The organism is Flindersiella endophytica, assembly GCF_054779015.1.
This window is the reverse complement of record NZ_BAAGYY010000011.1, coordinates 64,013-81,023: the sequence shown is the minus strand read 5'-3', so window position 1 is coordinate 81,023 and position 17,011 is coordinate 64,013. Positions and strand designations below refer to the sequence as shown.

The following is a 17,011-nucleotide window of genomic DNA, read 5'->3' as shown; positions in this document are numbered from 1 at the left end:
GGATCGGCCAACGAGGGCTGGGTAACGGTGCTGGCACGTCCGCCGCCGGCGGACCGGGGCGCCTACCGAGCGATCGCCTGCCGCGGCGTGCGACGCAGCCGCCCCGGCCACGCCGCTGCCGCGGCGCGCAGGGCCGGTCCGGCGATGCGACGGCGTCGGCGGGATCAGCCCGCGAGAGCTGGCGGCGGTGGCACGGCCAGCCGTCATCGATGACCTGGGCGCCTGCCGCGCTCTCGCCTCACGCGGCGTGCGACGCCGCTGCTGTGGTCACGCTGCCGCCGTGTGCGGCCAGGTCTCGCGATGCGACGGCGTAGGCGGGATGAGCTCGCGGAGTGCTGCCCGGCAGGCGGCACCGCAGCCGGCACCAGTGGACCTCGATGGCCGGCCGCGCCGTTGCCTCACGCGGCACACAGCGCTGCCGCCGTGGTCACGCTGCTGCCGCGGCGGCCGGGGTGATCCGGCGATGCGACGGCGTCGGCATGGTCCGCCGCGGCGAGGACTGAGCGGCGGTGGTGGTACAGGAGCCGCCACCAGCGATCCGGATGCGTGCCGCGAACTCGCCTGACGCGGCGTGCCACGCCGTCGTAGCCGCGTTGCTGCCGCAGCGGCGTGCAGGATGCCGCTGGGTCAGGCTGCTGGCCGTGGCAGGCGGGTGATCCGGCGACACAATGACGTAGGCAGGCTCCGCTCGCGAGGCTGGGCGGCGGGCGGCGGCCAACGTCGGCGGACCGGATAGCCAGCCTCGCCATCGCCGGATGCTCGGGTGCGGCGGCGCCGCCGCCATCGCGACCTCGGCGCCACGTTGTTGGCGCAGCGGCGTGCGGCATGCCGCTGGGTCAGGCTGCTGCCGCGGCAGGCGCGTGGTCCGGCGATGCAACGGCGTCGGCAGGCGACGCCGTCACTCTCTCGTCACGTTGTTGCGGTGGCGGGCAGGTGGTCCGGCCAGGCGACCGCGTACGCAGGATCTGCTCCAGCGTCCGCGCGGGCGAAGCGCAGCAGTTCGCGGAGGATGCCGGCGTTGCCCATGGCCCAGCCGGGGTGCGGCGGAAGGGCGCTGGGCGTCGCGCGGTGTTCGTGGTTGGACCAGCGGGTGCCATCGGCGTCGACGGTTGCGCGCCCTGCGAGATCGTCGACCAGGACGGTGGCGAAGTCGAGCGGTTGGGCTTGTTCGACGTGCCGGTCGCAGGCCAGCGCGAGTACTCCCGCCGTTCCGCAGCAGCGGCCGTTGTTGTCCCAGAATCCCGGACGGATCCGGCGGGGCAAACCGCAGTGGGTCACCGTGTGCCAGCACCGGTCGGCGAGGGTGGTCCACGCGGGATCCTTGGTGACCGCGCCGAGCAGCCGGAACACCTGCGCGTCGCCCGCCGGACCGTTGCACCAGCCGTAGCTGTAGCGCTCGATCAGCTCGGGCCTGTGCTGCGGATCCGAGTGCGGTACGACGAAGCCAGCCGGCCCCGCTTCGTCCCGGGCCACGACATCGGCGGCGCCCAACAAGGCGAGCTCGATCAGGTCGTCCCGCCCGGCCGCGGCACCGACCGCCGCGAGGGCATACACGATGCCGAGCGTCCCGTGCGCGAGGTGATGGGAACGAGCAGGCCCGGGCCGCACCGCCCAGTTGACGCCGCCGGGCGTCGGATCGGCCGTACGAAGGTACGGCGTCACGGCGAGCACCGCCAGTTCGACATCCCCAACCTGCAGCGCTCCCAGCCCGATGCCCGCGTTCCCGGCGAGCAGCTCGAACATCTCGCCCCACCGCTCTCCATCGAACCGCGAACGTACGTGGCTCAAGGCGCGCGTCGCCGCGGCGGCGGCCGACGGATCGCCGAGCCGGGTGTGCACGGCCTGCAGCGCGACCGCCATGCCGGTCAGCCCGAAGTACAGCGAACTGCTCTCTTCCTCATCGACGCCGGCAGCCAGAGCCGCCGCGCCGCGCACCGCGGCATCGCCGTACCGGTCGTCGCCAAAATGGCGCTGGCCCTCCAGCAACGCGAGCACGATCCCAGCCGCTCCGCCGTACAGGGTGGGATCGTCTCCCCAGGTCAGGCCGGCCTCGGTGCGACGCGCCGAGCCGCACAGCCAGTCCAGCGCACCCAGCGCCAAGCCCTCCGCTACTTCACCGCCCGACCCACCCAAGTGGCTCCCGATTTCAGCGCCCATGCACCTATCCCACCAGGCACGGCCCTGCGGACAGGACAAGACCCTAGGCGGCGGTTCGGGCCGTGAGCGTCGCCAGCAAGGCGGCGAACGTGGCCGGCAGCGTGCCGTGCTCCCCAGTAGGTACGAAGGCGAGGTCGACGCCGGTCGGCCCCGTGACCGTCACCGGCTGGCTGTGGACGTGGCGGCCGAACTGCGCCGGCGCCGTCCAGCCGCGCGGAAGCCGCTCGAACGGAGCCACCGTCACCGCGGCCAGCGCCAGCACCCGCGCGGCGGACAGGTCGCCGGAGTCCTCGCCAAGCGCGAGCCGCACACCGGCGACCCGGTAACGCCCCGCCGGCAGCGCGACCTGCTGGCTGAACCCCGGCGGCGCCTGCAGCACCACAGTCGCGCCGGTGTTGATCTCCGTGAGCACGATCAGGTCGGTCTGGCGGAACGGGTGCCACTCGTCGTCCAGCGTCTGCTGCCGGATTGTCAGGTCCACCATCGGCGAAGAGCCGGCGGAACGCGGCGCCCGTACGGTCGTTCCGACCACGGTGCTCGCGACGACCCGCCCGGAGGCCGTCGCCGCGTGGGCGAGCGTCGTCTCGTCCTTGACGAACCGCTTCCAGAGGCCCTTCGCGGCCTTCTGGCCCGCCGGCGGAAGCAGCGAGCTGGCGGTGTAGGCGGCGATCTGGTCGAGCACGGCGGTTCCTTCGCGATCAGGCTGATGAGGGTGTCTATCCGTTCAGATGCACGTACGGTCTGCGAAGTTTGGCCGATCTTTGGTCGATCGCTGGCGGCCTTCCCTACGTTCTGTGCTCGCTCTACGAACCCCGAACGAACACCGAACGAACACCGATCAACCAGGGAGAAGCAAATGCGACGGACGAGCACCCTCGTCCTGGCCGTGGCTGTGTGCGCCGCGAGTGCCGTGAGTCTGACCGCGTGCAGTGACGTCAAGGCGGCCGTCGAGGAGGCCGCTGCCACCGAGTCGGCGAAGGCCGCTTCGGGCGAGCTGAGCGACACCGCCTACTGCGACAAGGCGGATGTGGTCTACACCAAGTACCTCGTTCCGTTCGGTGACGCCGAGAGCCTGGACTGGTTCGCCACGTCCGGCGACAAGATGGTCACGTCGCTGGCCGACCTGTCCAAGCACGCGCCGAGCGGCATCCGCGATGAGTGGACGACGCTGTACACCGGCTACAACAAGGCGCTGCCGATGGTGAAGGAGCTCAAGCCGTTCATCAAGCAGATCGAGTCGGAAGATCCGGCGGCCATGGAGAACCTGACCGAGAAGCAGGCCAAGCAGGTCGAGACGCTGTCGGCCGACATGGACAAGGCGTTCGCCTCGGTCGAGAAGGCCGCCGACGCGATCGACACCGACGCTGAGGATCGCTGCGGCTGGGTCTTCGAAGAGGAGAGCGGCGAGGGTTAGTCACCCGTCGCATCGAACGGGCGTCGCGCTGGGGTACGGGGGCCTCAGCGCGAAACGCCCGAGCTTGCCCCGGATCGCTCGGTGGCTCTATAGTCCCGGACCCTATGCGTGGAGCTCTGGAGTTCGGGATTCTCGGCCCGCTGGAGGTGAGACGCGGCGCGAACGCCTTGAGCGTCGGGCCGCCCTCGCAACGTACGGTCCTCGCGACGCTACTGCTGAACGCCAACCGCACGGTCTCGGTCGAGCAACTGGTCGACACGATCTGGCCGGACTCGCCGCCGGCGACGGCGGTCGCGATGGTGCAGATCTACGTCGGCCGGGTACGCAAGGCGCTCTTGACGGACGCGTCCGACGCCTCCGACGACGCCGTGATCCACACCGAACGACCGGGCTACCGGCTCGGCCTCGGGTCCGGCGCGCTCGACCTCGACCGGTTCGAGGCAACGACCCAGGCAGGGACGGGCGCGCTCGCCGCCGGTGACCTGCCCGGCGGCACCCGGCAACTGCGCGAAGCGCTTGCCCTCTGGCGCGGTCCCGCGCTCGCCGACATCCCCGCCGAGCCCCTACGGCTGGAGGCCGGCCGGCTCGACGAGCTCCGCATCGACGCGCTCGAACGCTGCGCCGCCGCCGACCTGGCGCTCGGCCGCTACCGCGAGGGCCTCGCCGAGCTCACCGACCTCACCAGGGACCACCCGTTCCGCGAACGGCTGTGGAGCCTGCTCATGGCCGGGCTCTACGGCGCCGGGCGGCAGGCCGAGGCGCTGGAGGGCTACCAGCGCGCCCGCGACGTACTCGGTCAGGAGCTCGGCCTGGAGCCCAGCGCGGAGCTGCAGCGGATCCAGCAGGCGATCCTGACCGGCCGGCCCGCCGCCGACCTGATCGCCGCGATCACCGGCTACACCCGTTCCGCCACGGTCGTTTCCCGTGCGCCCCGGCCCGCCGAGCTGCCTCCGGCGGCCGCCACGTTCACCGGCCGCGACGCCGAGCTGGACGCGGTACGAAAGCAGCTCGGCGCCGACCGTCCCGAAGCCGCCGCGAAGATCGCCGGCCCGATCGTCATCAGCGCGGTGGACGGCTGCGGCGGGGTGGGCAAGTCCACGCTCGCGATCCGCGCCGCACACGACGTCAGCCCGCGGTTTCCGGACGGCCAGCTGTACGTCGACCTGCAGGGATCCACGCCCGGCATGGACCCGCTGCAACCGCTCGAAGTGCTCGGACGGTTCCTGCGCTCGCTCGGCGTCGAGGACGGCCGGGTACCCGCCGATGTCGCCGAGGCCGCCGCCCGCTTCCGTTCGCTGCTGGCCGACCGGCGGATCCTCGTCGTACTCGACAACGCCCGTGAGAGCGCGCAGGTACGCCCGCTGCTGCCCGGCTGGGCCGGCTGCGGCGTGCTCGTCACCAGCCGCCGGATGCTGGCCGGGCTCGACGGTGCCAGTCATCTCCACCTCGACCTGCTCACACCGGAGGAGTCGATCGAGCTGCTGGCCCGGCTGATCGGCGCCGAACGGGTGGCGGCCGAGGCGGCGGCCGCCGCCGAGGTGGTCCGGCTGTGCGGCCGGCTCCCGCTCGCGCTGCGGATCGCCGGTGCCCGGCTCGCGGTTCGCCCCGGCTGGTCGCTCGAGCGGTTCGCCGCGCGGCTGGCCTCGGCCCAGTCGGGCCTGGGCGAGCTGGAGGCGGACGGCCTCGGCGTCCGCGCCTGTATCGCCGTCTCCTGGGAGGAGGCCGCCGGCAGCCAGGACCCGATCGACCAGGTGGCGACCAGGGCGTTCACTCTGCTGGGGAGCTGGGACGGGCCTGACATCTCGCTGCCGGCCGTCGCGGCCCTGCTCGACCTGCCGGAGCTCGACGCCGAGGACGGCCTGGAGCGGCTGGTCGACGCCAGGCTGCTGGACAGCCCGGCGCCCGGCCGCTACCGGATGCACGACCTCACCCGGCGTTACGCTCGCGAGCTGGCCGAGCAGCGCCTGCCCGAGGCCGGCCGGATGGCCGCGCTGCGCCGCCTGCTGCGGTTCTACGCCTCGACCTGCTGGCAGACGGTGCCGCTGCTGCGTACCGGCGACCGGCCCGCCCTCAGGATCGATCCGGACTGGTCGGGCACCGGGCTGGAGCTGCCGTCGATCGACAGCGCGCTGAGCTGGCTGGAGAGCGAACGGCGGTGCCTGCTCGCCGCGGTGGAGCTGGCCGGCGCCATCCCGGAGTTCAACGCCGGTGCCGTACAGCTCTGCGAGGCGATGTTCGCGTTCTTCTCCGTCCGGCGTGGCTACCTGGCCGACTGGGAGTGGACCGCGGTCACCGCCCGCTCGGTGGCTGCACAGCTGGGCGACGAACGCGGTGAGGCGAACGCGCTGAACGACCTGGGCTGCATCCGCCGCCACCAGAACCGCGACGACGAGGGGCAGGCGTTCCTGGAGGAGGCGCTGGCGATCCAGCGGCGGCTCGGCAACCCGTACGGGCAGACCGCGTGCCTCGGCAACCTCGCGACGCTGCACAGCGGGCTCGGCCGGTACGACGAGGCCGAGGCCTGCCTGACCGAGGCGCTGGCGATCGACCGTGCGGCCGGCAACCGGGGGAGCGAGGGGTTCGACCTGGCGAACCTCGGGATCCTGCACGGCCGGCAGGGCCGGCTGGCGCAGGCGGTGGACCACCTGTCGGAGAGCCTGGCCTGCTTCCGCGAGATCGACGACCGGTACGGGCAGGCGCACAGCCTGAACAACCTGGGGTTCGCGCACGGGCTGCTGGGCCAGCTGGACGAAGCGCTGACCTGCCTGGAGGAGAGCCGCGCGTTCGCCCGCGAGCTCGGCAACACCCAGCTCGAAGCCGAAAACCTCCGCGACATCGGCGTACTCCTGCAGCGCAGCCACCGGCTCGACGAAGCCAGAGCGCACTGGCGCGAGGCGCTGGCACTGTTCGAACAACTCGGCTCGGGCGCCGAGATCGACGAGGTGCGCGCCCTGCTCAACCCGCCGGCCGCCAACTGAGCCTCTGGTTGGGTGGCGCGCGGACGCCGGGGAGCGGTACGGAGTACCAGTTGGGACCGGGTACCACGCGGAGCCGAAAGCCAGTGGGACTGAGTTCCAAACGGGACTGAGTTCCAAACGGGACTGAGTTCCAAACGGGACTGAGTTCCAAACGGGACTGAGTTCCAAACGGGACCGAGTTCCAAACGGGACCGAGTTCCAAACGGGACCGAGTTCCAAACGGGACCGAGTTCCAAACGGGACCGAGTTCCAAACGGGACCGAGTACCACGTGGTGCGGTGCTGGCCTGGCGTCAGCGGGCGGCGAGGCGGGCGGCGTGGAGGTGGCAGGACACGGCGTGCTCATCCCGGTCGGCGCCGAGGAGCGGCAACGGCTCGCCACGGCAGGCGCTCGCGACGCCCGCGGCCTCGGACGCGCCGGACGCCAGCTCCTGGCAGCGCGGGTGGAAGCGGCAGCCCGCCGGAATCGCGGTGACGTCCGGTGGTTCCCCGCTCAGGACGATCGGCGAGCCGACGGGGGACTCCGGGAGCACCGACACCAGCGCCCGCGTGTACGGATGATCCGGCGACGTCAGCAGCGACTCCACCGGCCCGGACTCCACGATCCGCCCGAGGTACATCACGGCGAGCCGGTCGGCGATGCTCCACGCCAGCCCCAGGTCGTGGGTGACGACGATCGCCGCCAGGCCGAACTCTTCGCGCAGTTCCAGCAGCAACGCCAGGATCTCGCCGCGGACCGAGGCGTCCAGCGACGCCACCGGCTCGTCGGCGATGATGACCTGCGGCGACAGCACCAACGCGCCCGCGATCACCACGCGCTGGCGCTGTCCTCCGGACAGCTCGTGCGGGTAGGCCAGGAAGAACTTCTCCGCCGGCCGCAGCCCACACCGCGACAGCGCCTCGGCCACCCGCGTGCGTTCGTTGTCGACGATCCCGTGGATTCGCAGGCCCTCGGCGACCGCTTCGTAGACCGTGTGCCGCGGGTTCAGCGCACCCGTCGGGTCCTGCAGGACGAGCTGCACCGAACGCCGGTACGCCTTCAGCGCCGATCCCCGGTACGCCAGCGGCGAGCCCTGGAACGACACCGACCCGGCCGACGGCTTCTCCAAGCCCAGCAACGTACGCGCGAGCGTCGTCTTCCCGCACCCGGACTCGCCTGCCAGCGCGAGGATCTCGCCCGGCATCAAGTCGAGGTTGACGCCATCGACGGCTCGTGCCCGCCGCCCACCGCGTACGGTGAACGACACCTCCAGGTCCCGCGCCGACAGAATCGGCCCGCCCGGCCCCGGCCCACCCGTCACCGCGAGCCCTCCTTCACCCGCAGGCACGCCGCCTCCCGTTCCGAGCCGGCCGGCCACAGCACCACCTCGCTCGTCGCGCACTCGTCCATCACCACAGGACAGCGCGGATGGAACGGACACCCCGTAGGCAACGCGGAAGGATCCGGCGGATCGCCCGCCAGCCCGCTCGGCCGCCCGCGCGACGACGGGTCGCCCACCACCGGAAACGCCGACGCCAGCGCCTCGGCGTACGGATGCTTCGCCGCCGCGAACACCTCACGCGAAGGCCCGACTTCGACGACCCGCCCGGCGTACATCACCGCGAGCCGCCGGCAGGTCGACGACAGCACCGACAGGTCGTGGCTGATCATCAGCAGCGAGATCCCTTGTTCCGCGACGAGTCCGGTGATCAGCTCCAGCACCTGCGCCTGGATCATCACGTCCAGCGCGGTGGTCGCCTCGTCGGCCACGATCAGCCGCGGCGAGCACGCCAGCGCCATCGCGATCATCACGCGCTGCCGTTGCCCACCCGAGAGCTCGTGTGGGTACGACCGCGCCCGCCAGGCCGGCAGCCCCACCTTCCCCAGCAGCGAGACGGCGCGGTCCTCCGCCTCGGCCCGCGACACCTTCGAGTGCAGCAGGATCGGCTCCGCGATCTGCGCGCCCACCCGGTGCACGGCGTTCAGCGAGTGCATCGCGCCCTGGAACACGATCGACGCGCCCGCCCAGCGCACGGCGCGCAGCCGGCCCCACGACATCGCGAGTACGTCCTCGTCGTCGAGCAGGATCGACCCGCTCAGGACCGCCGACCGAGGCAGCAGCCGCAGCAGCGCCAACGCCAGCGTCGACTTGCCGCAGCCGGACTCGCCCGCCACGCCGAGCGTCTCGCCGGCCTCGATCGCGAGGTCGACACCGCGAACGGCCGGCACCTCGCCGCGCGCGCCGTGATACGTCACGGCCAGGTCGCGTACCTCGAGCAGCGCCATCAGGCTCGCCCGCCCCGCAGCTTGGGGTTGAGCGCGGTCTCCAGCGCCCGTCCGCACAGCGTGAAGCACAGCACCACGACGAGGATCGCGATGCCGGGCGGCAGGAGGTACCACCACGCGCCGTACGTGATCGCGCCGGACGCGTTGGCCCGTTGGAGCATCGTGCCCCACGACACCCGGCTCGGGTCGCCGAGGCCGAGGAACGACAGCGTGGCCTCGGCCAGCACCGCGCTCGCGACCTCCAGCGTCGTCGACGCCAGGATCAGCGGCAGGACGTTCGGCAGCACGTGCCGGGTCATCTGGTGCCAGTGCCCGGCACCCAGCGCCTTGGCCCGTTCGAGGTAGGGCCGCGCCTCGACGGCCAGCGTCTGCGCGCGGATGATTCGCGCCGTGCCGGCCCATGACGTCACGCCGATCGCGACCACGATCGTGACCAGGCTCGGCCCGAGGACAGTCGCGAGCGCGATCGCGAGGACGAGCCGCGGGAGCACGATGAACCAGTCCGTCACCCGCATCAGCAGCCACGACACCCGGCCGCCGAAGTGCCCGGCCGCGACGCCGACGATCGCGCCGATGCCCATCGCCAGCAGCGTCGCCGTGATGCCGACCAGCAGCGAGATCCGCGCTCCCCACAACGTGAGCAGCAGGATCGAACGCCCGGACTCGTCGGTGCCGAGCGGGAACGTGCCACTCGGCGGGGTCAGCCGCTCGCCGGTCGCCTGTGTGACGTCCAGCCCCGACTCGTCGGTGATGACGGGCGCCAGCAACGCCAGCAGCACGATCACGCCGAGCCCGGCCAGCCCGATGACACCGCCGCGTTGCGCGCGGTACGTACGCCAGAGCCGCCCGAGCGCCGCGCGGCGGCGGGCCCAGACGATGGCGCGGGGCGAGGTCAACTCGGTGAGCTCGCTCATGCCGTACGCACCCTCGGGTCGAGCACGCGGTAGACCAGGTCGGCCGCGAGGTTGGCCAGGATGACGGCGGAGGAGAAGAACACGAACGTCCCTTGCAGCAACGGCAGGTCGGGGATCTTCAGCGCTTCGTACGCCAGCAGCCCGAGCCCCGGCCAGGAGTAGACCGTCTCGGTCAGCACGGTCCCGCCGACCACGCCGCCGAGGTGCAGGAAGATCAGCGTGACCGTCGGCAGCAGGGCGTTCGGGACGGCGTGCCGCCGGCGCACCTGGTCGTCACGCAGTCCCTTCGCGCGGGCGGTGGTGAGGTAGTCGTTGCCCATCTCGTCCACGATCGACGACCGCATCACCAGGACGTACTGCGCGTAGATCACGGCCGTCATGGTGACCGCCGGCAGCACCAGGTGATGGAGGATGTCGAGCGTCTGCGGCCAGAAGCCCGGAGCGGTGTACGGCGAGATCATGCCGTTGATCGGGAACAGCCCGAGCCAGCGGGCGAACACCATGATGACGATCATGCCGAGCCAGAACGTCGGCGCCGACCACAACGTCAGCGAGACGCCGACCTGCACCTTGTCGAACGTGCTGCCGCGCCGCCAGCCCGCGCGCGAGCCGACCCACAGCCCGAGTGTGACCGACAGGACCAGCGCGGTACCGGTGAGTAGGAGCGTGGCCGGGAGGCGTTCCCAGATCAGCTGCGTGATCGGCTGCTGGTACTGGTACGACATGCCGAGGTCGCCGCGCAGGACGCCGGTGACGTAGTCGACGAACTGCACGCTCAGCGGCTTGTCCAGGCCGAGTTGACGGCGCAGCTCGGCGCGTTCGGCGGCCGTGGTGGTGGTGTCGCGGGTGAGCGCGTCCACCGGGTCACCGCCGATGATGCGGAACAGGAAGAACGACGAGAACAGCACCATCAGCAACGAGACCGCGGCACCGCCGACCTTGGCCAGCAGGTAGCGCGCGAACCCGCGCCCGTCACCGCTCCCGTGCCTGTCGGCCAGTGGTGTGGTCGAGCCGTCTGCCGTCGGCTCGACCACGTTCACCGGATCCACTGCCACGCCGCGTTACTCCCGCTCGTCGGCCGTACGACGCCGGATGACGAAGAAGTACGCTCCGCCGGCCGCGGCCACGACGAGCACCGCGACCAGGATGCCGATCAGCAGGCCCGAGCCGCCGCCACTCTCGTCTTCACTGGCCGCGTTGGTGCTGTCGGCCTTGGCGGCGACGGGCTTGGCCGACATGAACGCCCAGTTGCCCTGCTGGCCGGAGATCATGCCGGCCTGCTCGGGCTGCTTGGTGAAACCGGTCCAGCGGTCGCTGCGGTAGGCCTCGAGCACGTAGCGGTAGCGAAGCGTGATGACCGGAGCGTCGTCGTACAGGATCTTCTGCATCTGCTTGACGATCGCCGCGCGCTTGGCGACGTCGCTCTCGCGCTTCTGCTGCTCGTGGAGCCTGTCGTAGTCCTTGTTGCAGTAGAACGTCTCGGTGTCGCGGAACTTGCCGGACGAGTCGGGCGGCAGTGTGCCGCAGGTATGCAGCGACAGGATCGAGGTCGGGTCGGGGCCGACACCCCAGCCGGAGAAGATGATGTCGTACTTGCCGAGGTAGAGGCTGTCGTTGAGCTTGCCGCTGTCCTGGCTCTCGATCTTGGTGTCGATGCCGATCTGCTTCCACCAGCCCTTGAGGAAGTCCGAGTCGGTGGCCTCGCTGGGTGTGTCGGAGTGGTTGAGCAGCCGGAAGCTCAACGGGCGCTTGCTCTTCGGGTCGATCCGGATGCCGTCGGCGCCCTTGGTGTAGCCGGCCTGGTCGAGGATCCGGTTGGCGGCCTGGATGTCGAACGGGACCTTCTCGGACTCGTTCGGCTTCCAGAAGTACGTGCTGAAGATGCGCGGGATGTAGCTCACGCCCTCTTCGGCGAGGCCGTCGTCGACCTTCTTGATGAGCTCCTGCTTGTTGGTGGCGTACTGGATCGCCTTGCGGACGCGGACGTCCTTCAGCGCGGGATGGCCGTCGCCGAACGGCTTGCCGTCCTTGGTGCGGGCGCCCATGTTGAACGTGATCGAGCTGAACCGGCGGTTCTGCGCCTGGTTGAGCTTGATGTTCTTCTCCTTCTTCAACGCCTTGTACGCCGCCGGCTGCAGGCCGCTCACCAGGTCGACCTCACCGGCGATCAGCGCCTGGACTGCGGCGTCGGGGGTCTTGAAGTAACGGAAGACCAGCTCGTCGTAGGCCGGGGCGCCGGCCCAGTAGTTCTTGTTGGCCTTCATCCGGATGAACTGGTCCTTCTTGAACTCCGACACCTGGAATGGCCCGGAGCCGATCATCGGGAGGTCGAAGTTGGTGAAGTCGCCGAGGTCCTTCAGGTGCTTCTCCCAGATGTGCTTCGGCACGATCGCGCTGTCGAGCGCGAGCATCTGGTTCGTCGGCTGCTTCAGCTTGACGATGAACGTCGTGTCGTCGGGCGCGCTCACCGACTCGAAGTTCTCGACCAGGTCGGAGGAGGAGTCCCGCGCGTCCTGGTTGGTCATCATCGTCTTGAACGTGAACTCGACGTCCTTCGCGGTCAGCGGCTTGCCGTCGCTGAACTTCACGTCGGAGCGGATGTTGTAGGTCCACGTCAGGTGGTCGGGGGACTCCGTCCAGCCGGTAGCGATGCCGGGCTTGGCTGAGAAGTCCTTGCTGTCCCAGTCGATCAGGGAGTCGTAGGCGAGGCCGGAGACCGTGTAGCCGATAGCGAAGAACGACATGAACGGGTTGAACGTGTCGACGGTCTGCGAGACGGCCACGACGAGCCGTTTGGGCTCGGCGGCGCTGGCCTGTGACGGCGCCATGGCGGCTGGGGCGGCCGCGACCGGCAGCACCAGCACGGCGGCTGCGGCGACCGCGGCGATCACGAGCGCGACGTGGCGGGCCATGCGAGATCGCATGTTGAAGTCCCCTCCTGATCGTAACTTTCTGTCGACTGCATGAAGATCCACGAAAGTGTTGCGCGATGTTCTCGCGTTTCCGGCTCCGTGGTCAAGGCAATCCGGGCAGTTGACATGTGGCCGTTACTTTATGGCCAGAGGTGGTCGGGCAGGATGATGGTGATCACCATCTGATTTGAAGGAGAAACCATGGCTACGACGCGTACGGCTAACGCCCACTGGGAGGGTTCGCTTCTGGAGGGCGCCGGGCGCGTGTCGCTCGACTCGTCCGGTCTCGGCACGTACGACGTGACCTGGGCGGCCAGGTCAGCGGAACCCGCGGGCAAGACGAGCCCCGAGGAACTGATCGCGGCAGCTCACTCCACCTGCTACTCGATGGCGCTGTCCCACGCCCTGGCCGGCGCCGGCACGCCCCCGTCGACGGTCGACACCAAGGCGGACGTGACGTTCCAGCCGGGCGAGGGCATCACGGGCATCCACCTCACCGTGCGCGCGAGCGTCCCGGGCCTGTCGGCCGAGGACTTCGCGAAGGCGGCGCAGGGCGCGAAGGAGAACTGCCCGGTGTCCAAGGCCCTGACCGGCACCACCATCACGCTCGACGCCGAGCTGGTCTAGCAGTCGCAACTCCGGCGCCGGGCGGCGGCCCTGCCCGCCCGGCTGCCGGACTCGGCCGGCGCACCGAGCCCGGCCACCCATCCGGCGGCTGCTCGGTCCCTCAGAGCCTGCCGGATGCGTTGACGTTCCCCGTCACCCCGCTCCGCTCGTCGGACGCCAGCCCGGTGTGCCCGTTTCCTGCCAGGCCTCCGCCGGGCGGTCGTTGCTGCCGGAGTGTGCCGACAGCCGACGCGTTTGCGGCCGGCACCTGGTTCGGGCGGCGGCTCGGCTGAAGGCCGCGCTCTTGCCATCCGAGCGACGGTTTCCCTTTCGCTGGTTGCCGAGTTCGCCTTGTCAAACGGCATTTCCCGCATCCCGCAGCTTCCGAGACGACCGCTCGCCGTTCCGCGAGAAAACGAAGTCGATCTTGTCCCTTCCGACCCTTTGCGTTGTTCTCCTCCGCCGTCATCCTGGCCAACCTCACAGCGCGAACAACATGGGCGAGCTGAGTGCTCCAGGTTCCCGTAGGCGGCCTCGACAGCGTCCAGCAGCTCTCGCGAACCGGTTGCGCGCGGCGACTCCTGGGCCACGCCCGGCCTACGGGGCGCCCGTGGGCGTGCCCTGACCGCCGTTCCACGTGGGCGGCGGCACCTTCACCTCCTCCTGGTCGAACACCGTCTTGATCCGCTGCCGGAGCTCTCGTTCGACGCCGAACTGCTGGTTCGCCACGCACTTTCCGAGCATCCGGATCGTCACTGCGGTGCTCGTCACCTGCTGGATCCCCAGCGAGGACGGCGGGTCGATGAACTTGTCGCGCCAGTCCTCTTCCTTGGCCATCGCCGCCGACACCTCGTTCAGCAGGTCTTCGACCCGATCCACGTCCTCGTCGTACGCGACCTCCACGTCGAGTGTCAGCGCGGACCAGCCCTGGCTCTTGTTGCCGACCTGGATCACTTCACCGTTACGGATGTGCCACAGCACCCCCTCGCCGTCGCGGACCCGCGTGACCCGGAGGCCGACCCCCTCGACCGTTCCCACCACGCTGCCCATGTTGATGACGTCGCCGACGCCGTACTGGTCCTCGACCAGCATGAACACTCCGGACAGAAAGTCCTTCACGAGGTTCTGCGCTCCGAACGCGATCGCCGCGCCCGCGATCCCCGCCGACGCCAGCAGCGGCCCGAGCGAGAACCCGAGCGCGTCCAGCGTCATCAGCACCACGATCGTCCCGACGACCGCCGTCGTGATGCTCTTGAACAGCGACGCCAGCGCGTTCGCACGCTGGCCGCGCCGTTCGTTGTACGGAGAGCGCACGGCAGCCCGCGTGCGCAGGAACTTCGGCGCGTTGGGGCCCTTGATGGGGTTCTTCAGTTTCGGGGGCGCGAACCCGGCCGCCTGAGCCGCCAGCCGGTCGATCGTACGGTGGACCAGCCAACGCGCCAGGAGCGCGAACACGATCAAGCCGACCAGGCGCACAGGCGTCTCGGCGACGGCCCAGATCTTCGGCCACGTCCAGTCGTCGGGCAGGGCGAGCGCTAACAGCATTCGACAAAGCCTAATGAACGAAGCTGGCTAGCCAACCTCGTCGGGGTGCATGCCGCATGCCCAGGCGGCGAAGCTCAGCGTGTCGGCGGCGAGGCCTACGGAGCGTGAGATCGAGCGCTGGCTGTGTCCGACGTCGTGCTCGCGGCGGATCAGGATCGGCGCCCGGTCGGGGTCGGCGGTGGTGGCGTGCTGGAGGGCGGCGGCCATCTTGCGGGCGTGCATGGTGTCGGTGCGGCTGTCGCCGTTGAAGATGGTGAACAGCACAGTCGGGTAAGCGGTTCCTGACCGTACGTTGTGATAGGGGGAGTACGACAGCAGCGAGTCGAGTTGCTCGGCGTCCTCGGCGCTGCCGTACTCGTCGGTCCACAGCCGGCCGAGGCCGAACTTCTCGTACCGCACCATGTCGAGCAGGGGTGCGGAGCAGACGACGGCGCGGTAGGCGTCGGGGCGACGGGTCAGGGCGGCGCCGACGAGCAGGCCGCCGTTGGAGCCGCCGGAGATGACGAGCTGGTCGCGGGTGGTGCGGTCGTTGGCGACGAGCCAGTCGGCGGCGGCTTCGAAGTCCTCGTAGACGCGGTGACGGTTGGCGCGCATGCCGGCGCGGTGCCAGTCCTCGCCTTCCTCGCCGCCGCCGCGCAGGTTGGCCACGGCATAGGTGCCGCCGGACTCGATCCAGGCCAGGGCATTGGGTGTGTAGGCGGGGGTGAGGGAGATGTTGAAGCCGCCGTAGCCGTACAGGATCGTGGGCCGCGGGGTGGCCGGCTGGCCTTCCTGGCTGAGCACGAACATGCGTACGGTGGTGCCGTCGGCCGAGCTGTACTCCACCTGCTCGGTGTGGATCGCCGGCAGGTCGTGGACGGTGCCGGGCGGGGTGGCCCACACGTCGCACTGGCCGGTGCGCGCGTCGTAGCGCCAGATGCTGGCCGGGGTGGCGTAGTCGGTGTAGCCGAACCACGCCTCGTGGGAGCCGTCGGGGTGTTCGACCAGGCTGCCGACCGAGCCCATGCCCGGCGTGGGGACGGTGCCGAGCTGCTCGCCGGTTGCCAGGTCGTGGACGGTGATCTGGCTGACGGCGTGCCGGGTCCAGCCAGCCAGCAGGACGGGACGCTCGAGCTGGTCGCCGTCGAGGATGGCGTAATCCTCCAGGACCGCGTCCGATCGTTCCGCGATGAGGGTCTGCCAGTGCTCGGCGGTGGGGGTGGCGGGGTCGGTGACGCAGATCCGGCCGCGGGGGGCGTCACGGTCGGTGGCGACGTAGAGCCGTCCGTCGCGTCCGATCCGCGGGGAGGTCTGGGCGTCGACGCCGACCTGGAGCGGGTGCAGGGTGGGGGCGTCGATGGAGCCGGCGCCGGTGGTCAGGTCGGCGATCCAGACGTCGTTGCGGGAGGCGGTGCCCTGTCTGGCTGAGACGATGAGGTAGTCGCCGTCGTGGCTGACCGCGACGCCGAAGAAGGCGGTCTTGTCGAACCCGCCGCCGAACACCAGCACATCACCGGCCGGGTCGGTGCCGACCCGGTGCAGCCAGACCCGGCGGTGGTACTGCGCCTCACCGTCGGGTACCTGCTCGGGCGGCAGGCGTCGTACGTAATAGAACGCCTTCTCACCGGGCAGCCACGCCATCGAGGACGAACGGGTCCGGTCGATCGGGCCGTCGACCAGTTCACCGGAGGCGACGTCCATCACGTACAGCTCGGACTCCTCCGTCCCGCCCTGCGAGATCCGGTAGGCCAGCAGATTGCCCTCCTTGGAGGGATGCCAGCCATCCAGCGTCGTCACACCCGTCGGATCCAACGCGATCGGATCGACCAGCGCGCGCTCGCCCGCGCTGTCGACGACGTGCAGAACGGCGTGCTCCTGGCCCGGCTGGCGGCGCATGAAGAACCGCCGCTTACCGCGCCAGGAAGGCGGGCCGACCACACCCGTTGCCAGCAATTGTTGAATGCGTGAACGGAATGCTTCATGGTGTGGCCAACCCGCCCGATGAGACAGAAACAACTCATCCTGTGCGGTCTGCCATTGTGCGGTTTCCGCACTTTCCGCGTTTTCGAGCCAACGATAGGGATCAGGAATCGTGCGTTCGTGCAGCACATCGGCGGTATCGTCGCGCTGCGCGGACGGATACGAATCTTGTGTTTTGGCCACGGGCTACCACCCTAAACCTGGGCGCCAAGTAGTCCTTTTGGTCTTTGGACAAGATGTCAAGGATAGGTCGCGCAGGAG

The 17,011-nt window shown here is 70.2% G+C and carries 12 protein-coding genes; 3 read left to right on the top strand and 9 right to left on the bottom strand.

Annotated features, from left to right (window positions below; translation table 11 throughout):
* Nucleotides 1-909: 909 nt before the first annotated feature.
* Nucleotides 910-2,157, bottom strand: a complete 1,248-nt coding sequence (locus ACYVF6_RS11495) for a glycoside hydrolase family protein (protein WP_460519911.1) — start codon at nucleotides 2,155-2,157, stop codon at nucleotides 910-912.
* A 43-nt stretch (nucleotides 2,158-2,200) separates the two neighbouring features.
* On the bottom strand, nucleotides 2,201-2,839 hold the full coding sequence (locus tag ACYVF6_RS11490; protein WP_460519908.1) for a hypothetical protein: 639 nt from the start codon (nucleotides 2,837-2,839) through the stop codon (nucleotides 2,201-2,203).
* Between the two features lie 174 nt (nucleotides 2,840-3,013).
* On the opposite strand from ACYVF6_RS11490, the gene ACYVF6_RS11485 reads away from it, so the two are divergent.
* Both ACYVF6_RS11485 and ACYVF6_RS11480 read left to right on the top strand, forming a co-directional pair.
* The gene (locus tag ACYVF6_RS11485) at nucleotides 3,014-3,571 is read left to right on the top strand and encodes a hypothetical protein (RefSeq protein ID WP_460519905.1); all 558 of its coding nucleotides are present in this window, start codon (nucleotides 3,014-3,016) and stop codon (nucleotides 3,569-3,571) included.
* Between the two features lie 104 nt (nucleotides 3,572-3,675).
* Nucleotides 3,676-6,549, top strand: a complete 2,874-nt coding sequence (locus ACYVF6_RS11480) for an AfsR/SARP family transcriptional regulator (protein WP_460519902.1) — start codon at nucleotides 3,676-3,678, stop codon at nucleotides 6,547-6,549.
* A 292-nt stretch (nucleotides 6,550-6,841) separates the two neighbouring features.
* On the opposite strand, the gene ACYVF6_RS11475 is transcribed toward ACYVF6_RS11480, so the two are convergent.
* Genes ACYVF6_RS11475 through ACYVF6_RS11455 form a run of 5 tightly spaced genes read right to left on the bottom strand, consistent with a single transcriptional unit; the run spans nucleotide 6,842 to nucleotide 12,652 of the window.
* Complete coding sequence (locus tag ACYVF6_RS11475; protein WP_460519899.1) at nucleotides 6,842-7,849, bottom strand: ABC transporter ATP-binding protein; 1,008 nt, start codon at nucleotides 7,847-7,849, stop codon at nucleotides 6,842-6,844.
* A complete protein-coding gene (locus ACYVF6_RS11470; protein ID WP_460519896.1) occupies nucleotides 7,846-8,814 on the bottom strand; it encodes an ABC transporter ATP-binding protein in 969 nt (322 codons plus the stop codon). Before ACYVF6_RS11470 ends, ACYVF6_RS11475 begins: the two co-directional genes overlap by 4 nt.
* Nucleotides 8,814-9,728 carry an ABC transporter permease gene (locus tag ACYVF6_RS11465; RefSeq protein ID WP_460519893.1) on the bottom strand — a complete coding sequence of 305 codons (915 nt, stop codon included), beginning with the start codon at nucleotides 9,726-9,728 and terminating at the stop codon, nucleotides 8,814-8,816. The genes ACYVF6_RS11470 and ACYVF6_RS11465 overlap by 1 nt, the downstream gene beginning before the upstream one ends.
* The gene (locus ACYVF6_RS11460) at nucleotides 9,725-10,783 is read right to left on the bottom strand and encodes an ABC transporter permease (protein ID WP_460519890.1); all 1,059 of its coding nucleotides are present in this window, start codon (nucleotides 10,781-10,783) and stop codon (nucleotides 9,725-9,727) included. Before ACYVF6_RS11460 ends, ACYVF6_RS11465 begins: the two co-directional genes overlap by 4 nt.
* A 6-nt stretch (nucleotides 10,784-10,789) precedes the next feature.
* Nucleotides 10,790-12,652 (bottom strand): ABC transporter substrate-binding protein, encoded by a 1,863-nt coding sequence (locus ACYVF6_RS11455; protein ID WP_460519887.1) that lies wholly within the window; start codon nucleotides 12,650-12,652, stop codon nucleotides 10,790-10,792.
* Between the two features lie 189 nt (nucleotides 12,653-12,841).
* Here ACYVF6_RS11455 and ACYVF6_RS11450 point away from each other — a divergent pair, with 189 nt between their 5' ends.
* Nucleotides 12,842-13,267: an OsmC family protein gene (locus ACYVF6_RS11450; protein ID WP_460519884.1), complete on the top strand. Its 426-nt coding sequence runs from the start codon at nucleotides 12,842-12,844 to the stop codon at nucleotides 13,265-13,267.
* 576 nt (nucleotides 13,268-13,843) lie between these two features.
* Here ACYVF6_RS11450 and ACYVF6_RS11445 read toward each other — a convergent pair.
* Together ACYVF6_RS11445 and ACYVF6_RS11440 are read right to left on the bottom strand one after the other, a co-directional pair.
* Nucleotides 13,844-14,791 (bottom strand): mechanosensitive ion channel family protein, encoded by a 948-nt coding sequence (locus tag ACYVF6_RS11445; protein ID WP_460519881.1) that lies wholly within the window; start codon nucleotides 14,789-14,791, stop codon nucleotides 13,844-13,846.
* A gap of 27 nt (nucleotides 14,792-14,818) precedes the next feature.
* Nucleotides 14,819-16,933, bottom strand: coding sequence for a prolyl oligopeptidase family serine peptidase (locus ACYVF6_RS11440; protein WP_460519878.1), 2,115 nt, complete (start codon nucleotides 16,931-16,933; stop codon nucleotides 14,819-14,821).
* Nucleotides 16,934-17,011 lie beyond the last annotated feature (78 nt).

Bases quoted from the DNA above. Each gene is read 5' to 3' on its own strand.
- ACYVF6_RS11450 (WP_460519884.1), top strand. From the start codon at position 12,842: ATGGCTACGACGCGTACGGCTAACGCCCACTGGGAGGGTTCGCTTCTG.
- ACYVF6_RS11445 (WP_460519881.1), bottom strand. From the start codon at position 14,791: ATGCTGTTAGCGCTCGCCCTGCCCGACGACTGGACGTGGCCGAAGATC.
- ACYVF6_RS11465 (WP_460519893.1), bottom strand. From the start codon at position 9,728: ATGAGCGAGCTCACCGAGTTGACCTCGCCCCGCGCCATCGTCTGGGCC.
- ACYVF6_RS11480 (WP_460519902.1), top strand. From the start codon at position 3,676: ATGCGTGGAGCTCTGGAGTTCGGGATTCTCGGCCCGCTGGAGGTGAGA.
- ACYVF6_RS11455 (WP_460519887.1), bottom strand. From the start codon at position 12,652: ATGCGATCTCGCATGGCCCGCCACGTCGCGCTCGTGATCGCCGCGGTC.
- ACYVF6_RS11470 (WP_460519896.1), bottom strand. From the start codon at position 8,814: ATGGCGCTGCTCGAGGTACGCGACCTGGCCGTGACGTATCACGGCGCG.
- ACYVF6_RS11495 (WP_460519911.1), bottom strand. From the start codon at position 2,157: ATGGGCGCTGAAATCGGGAGCCACTTGGGTGGGTCGGGCGGTGAAGTA.
- ACYVF6_RS11485 (WP_460519905.1), top strand. From the start codon at position 3,014: ATGCGACGGACGAGCACCCTCGTCCTGGCCGTGGCTGTGTGCGCCGCG.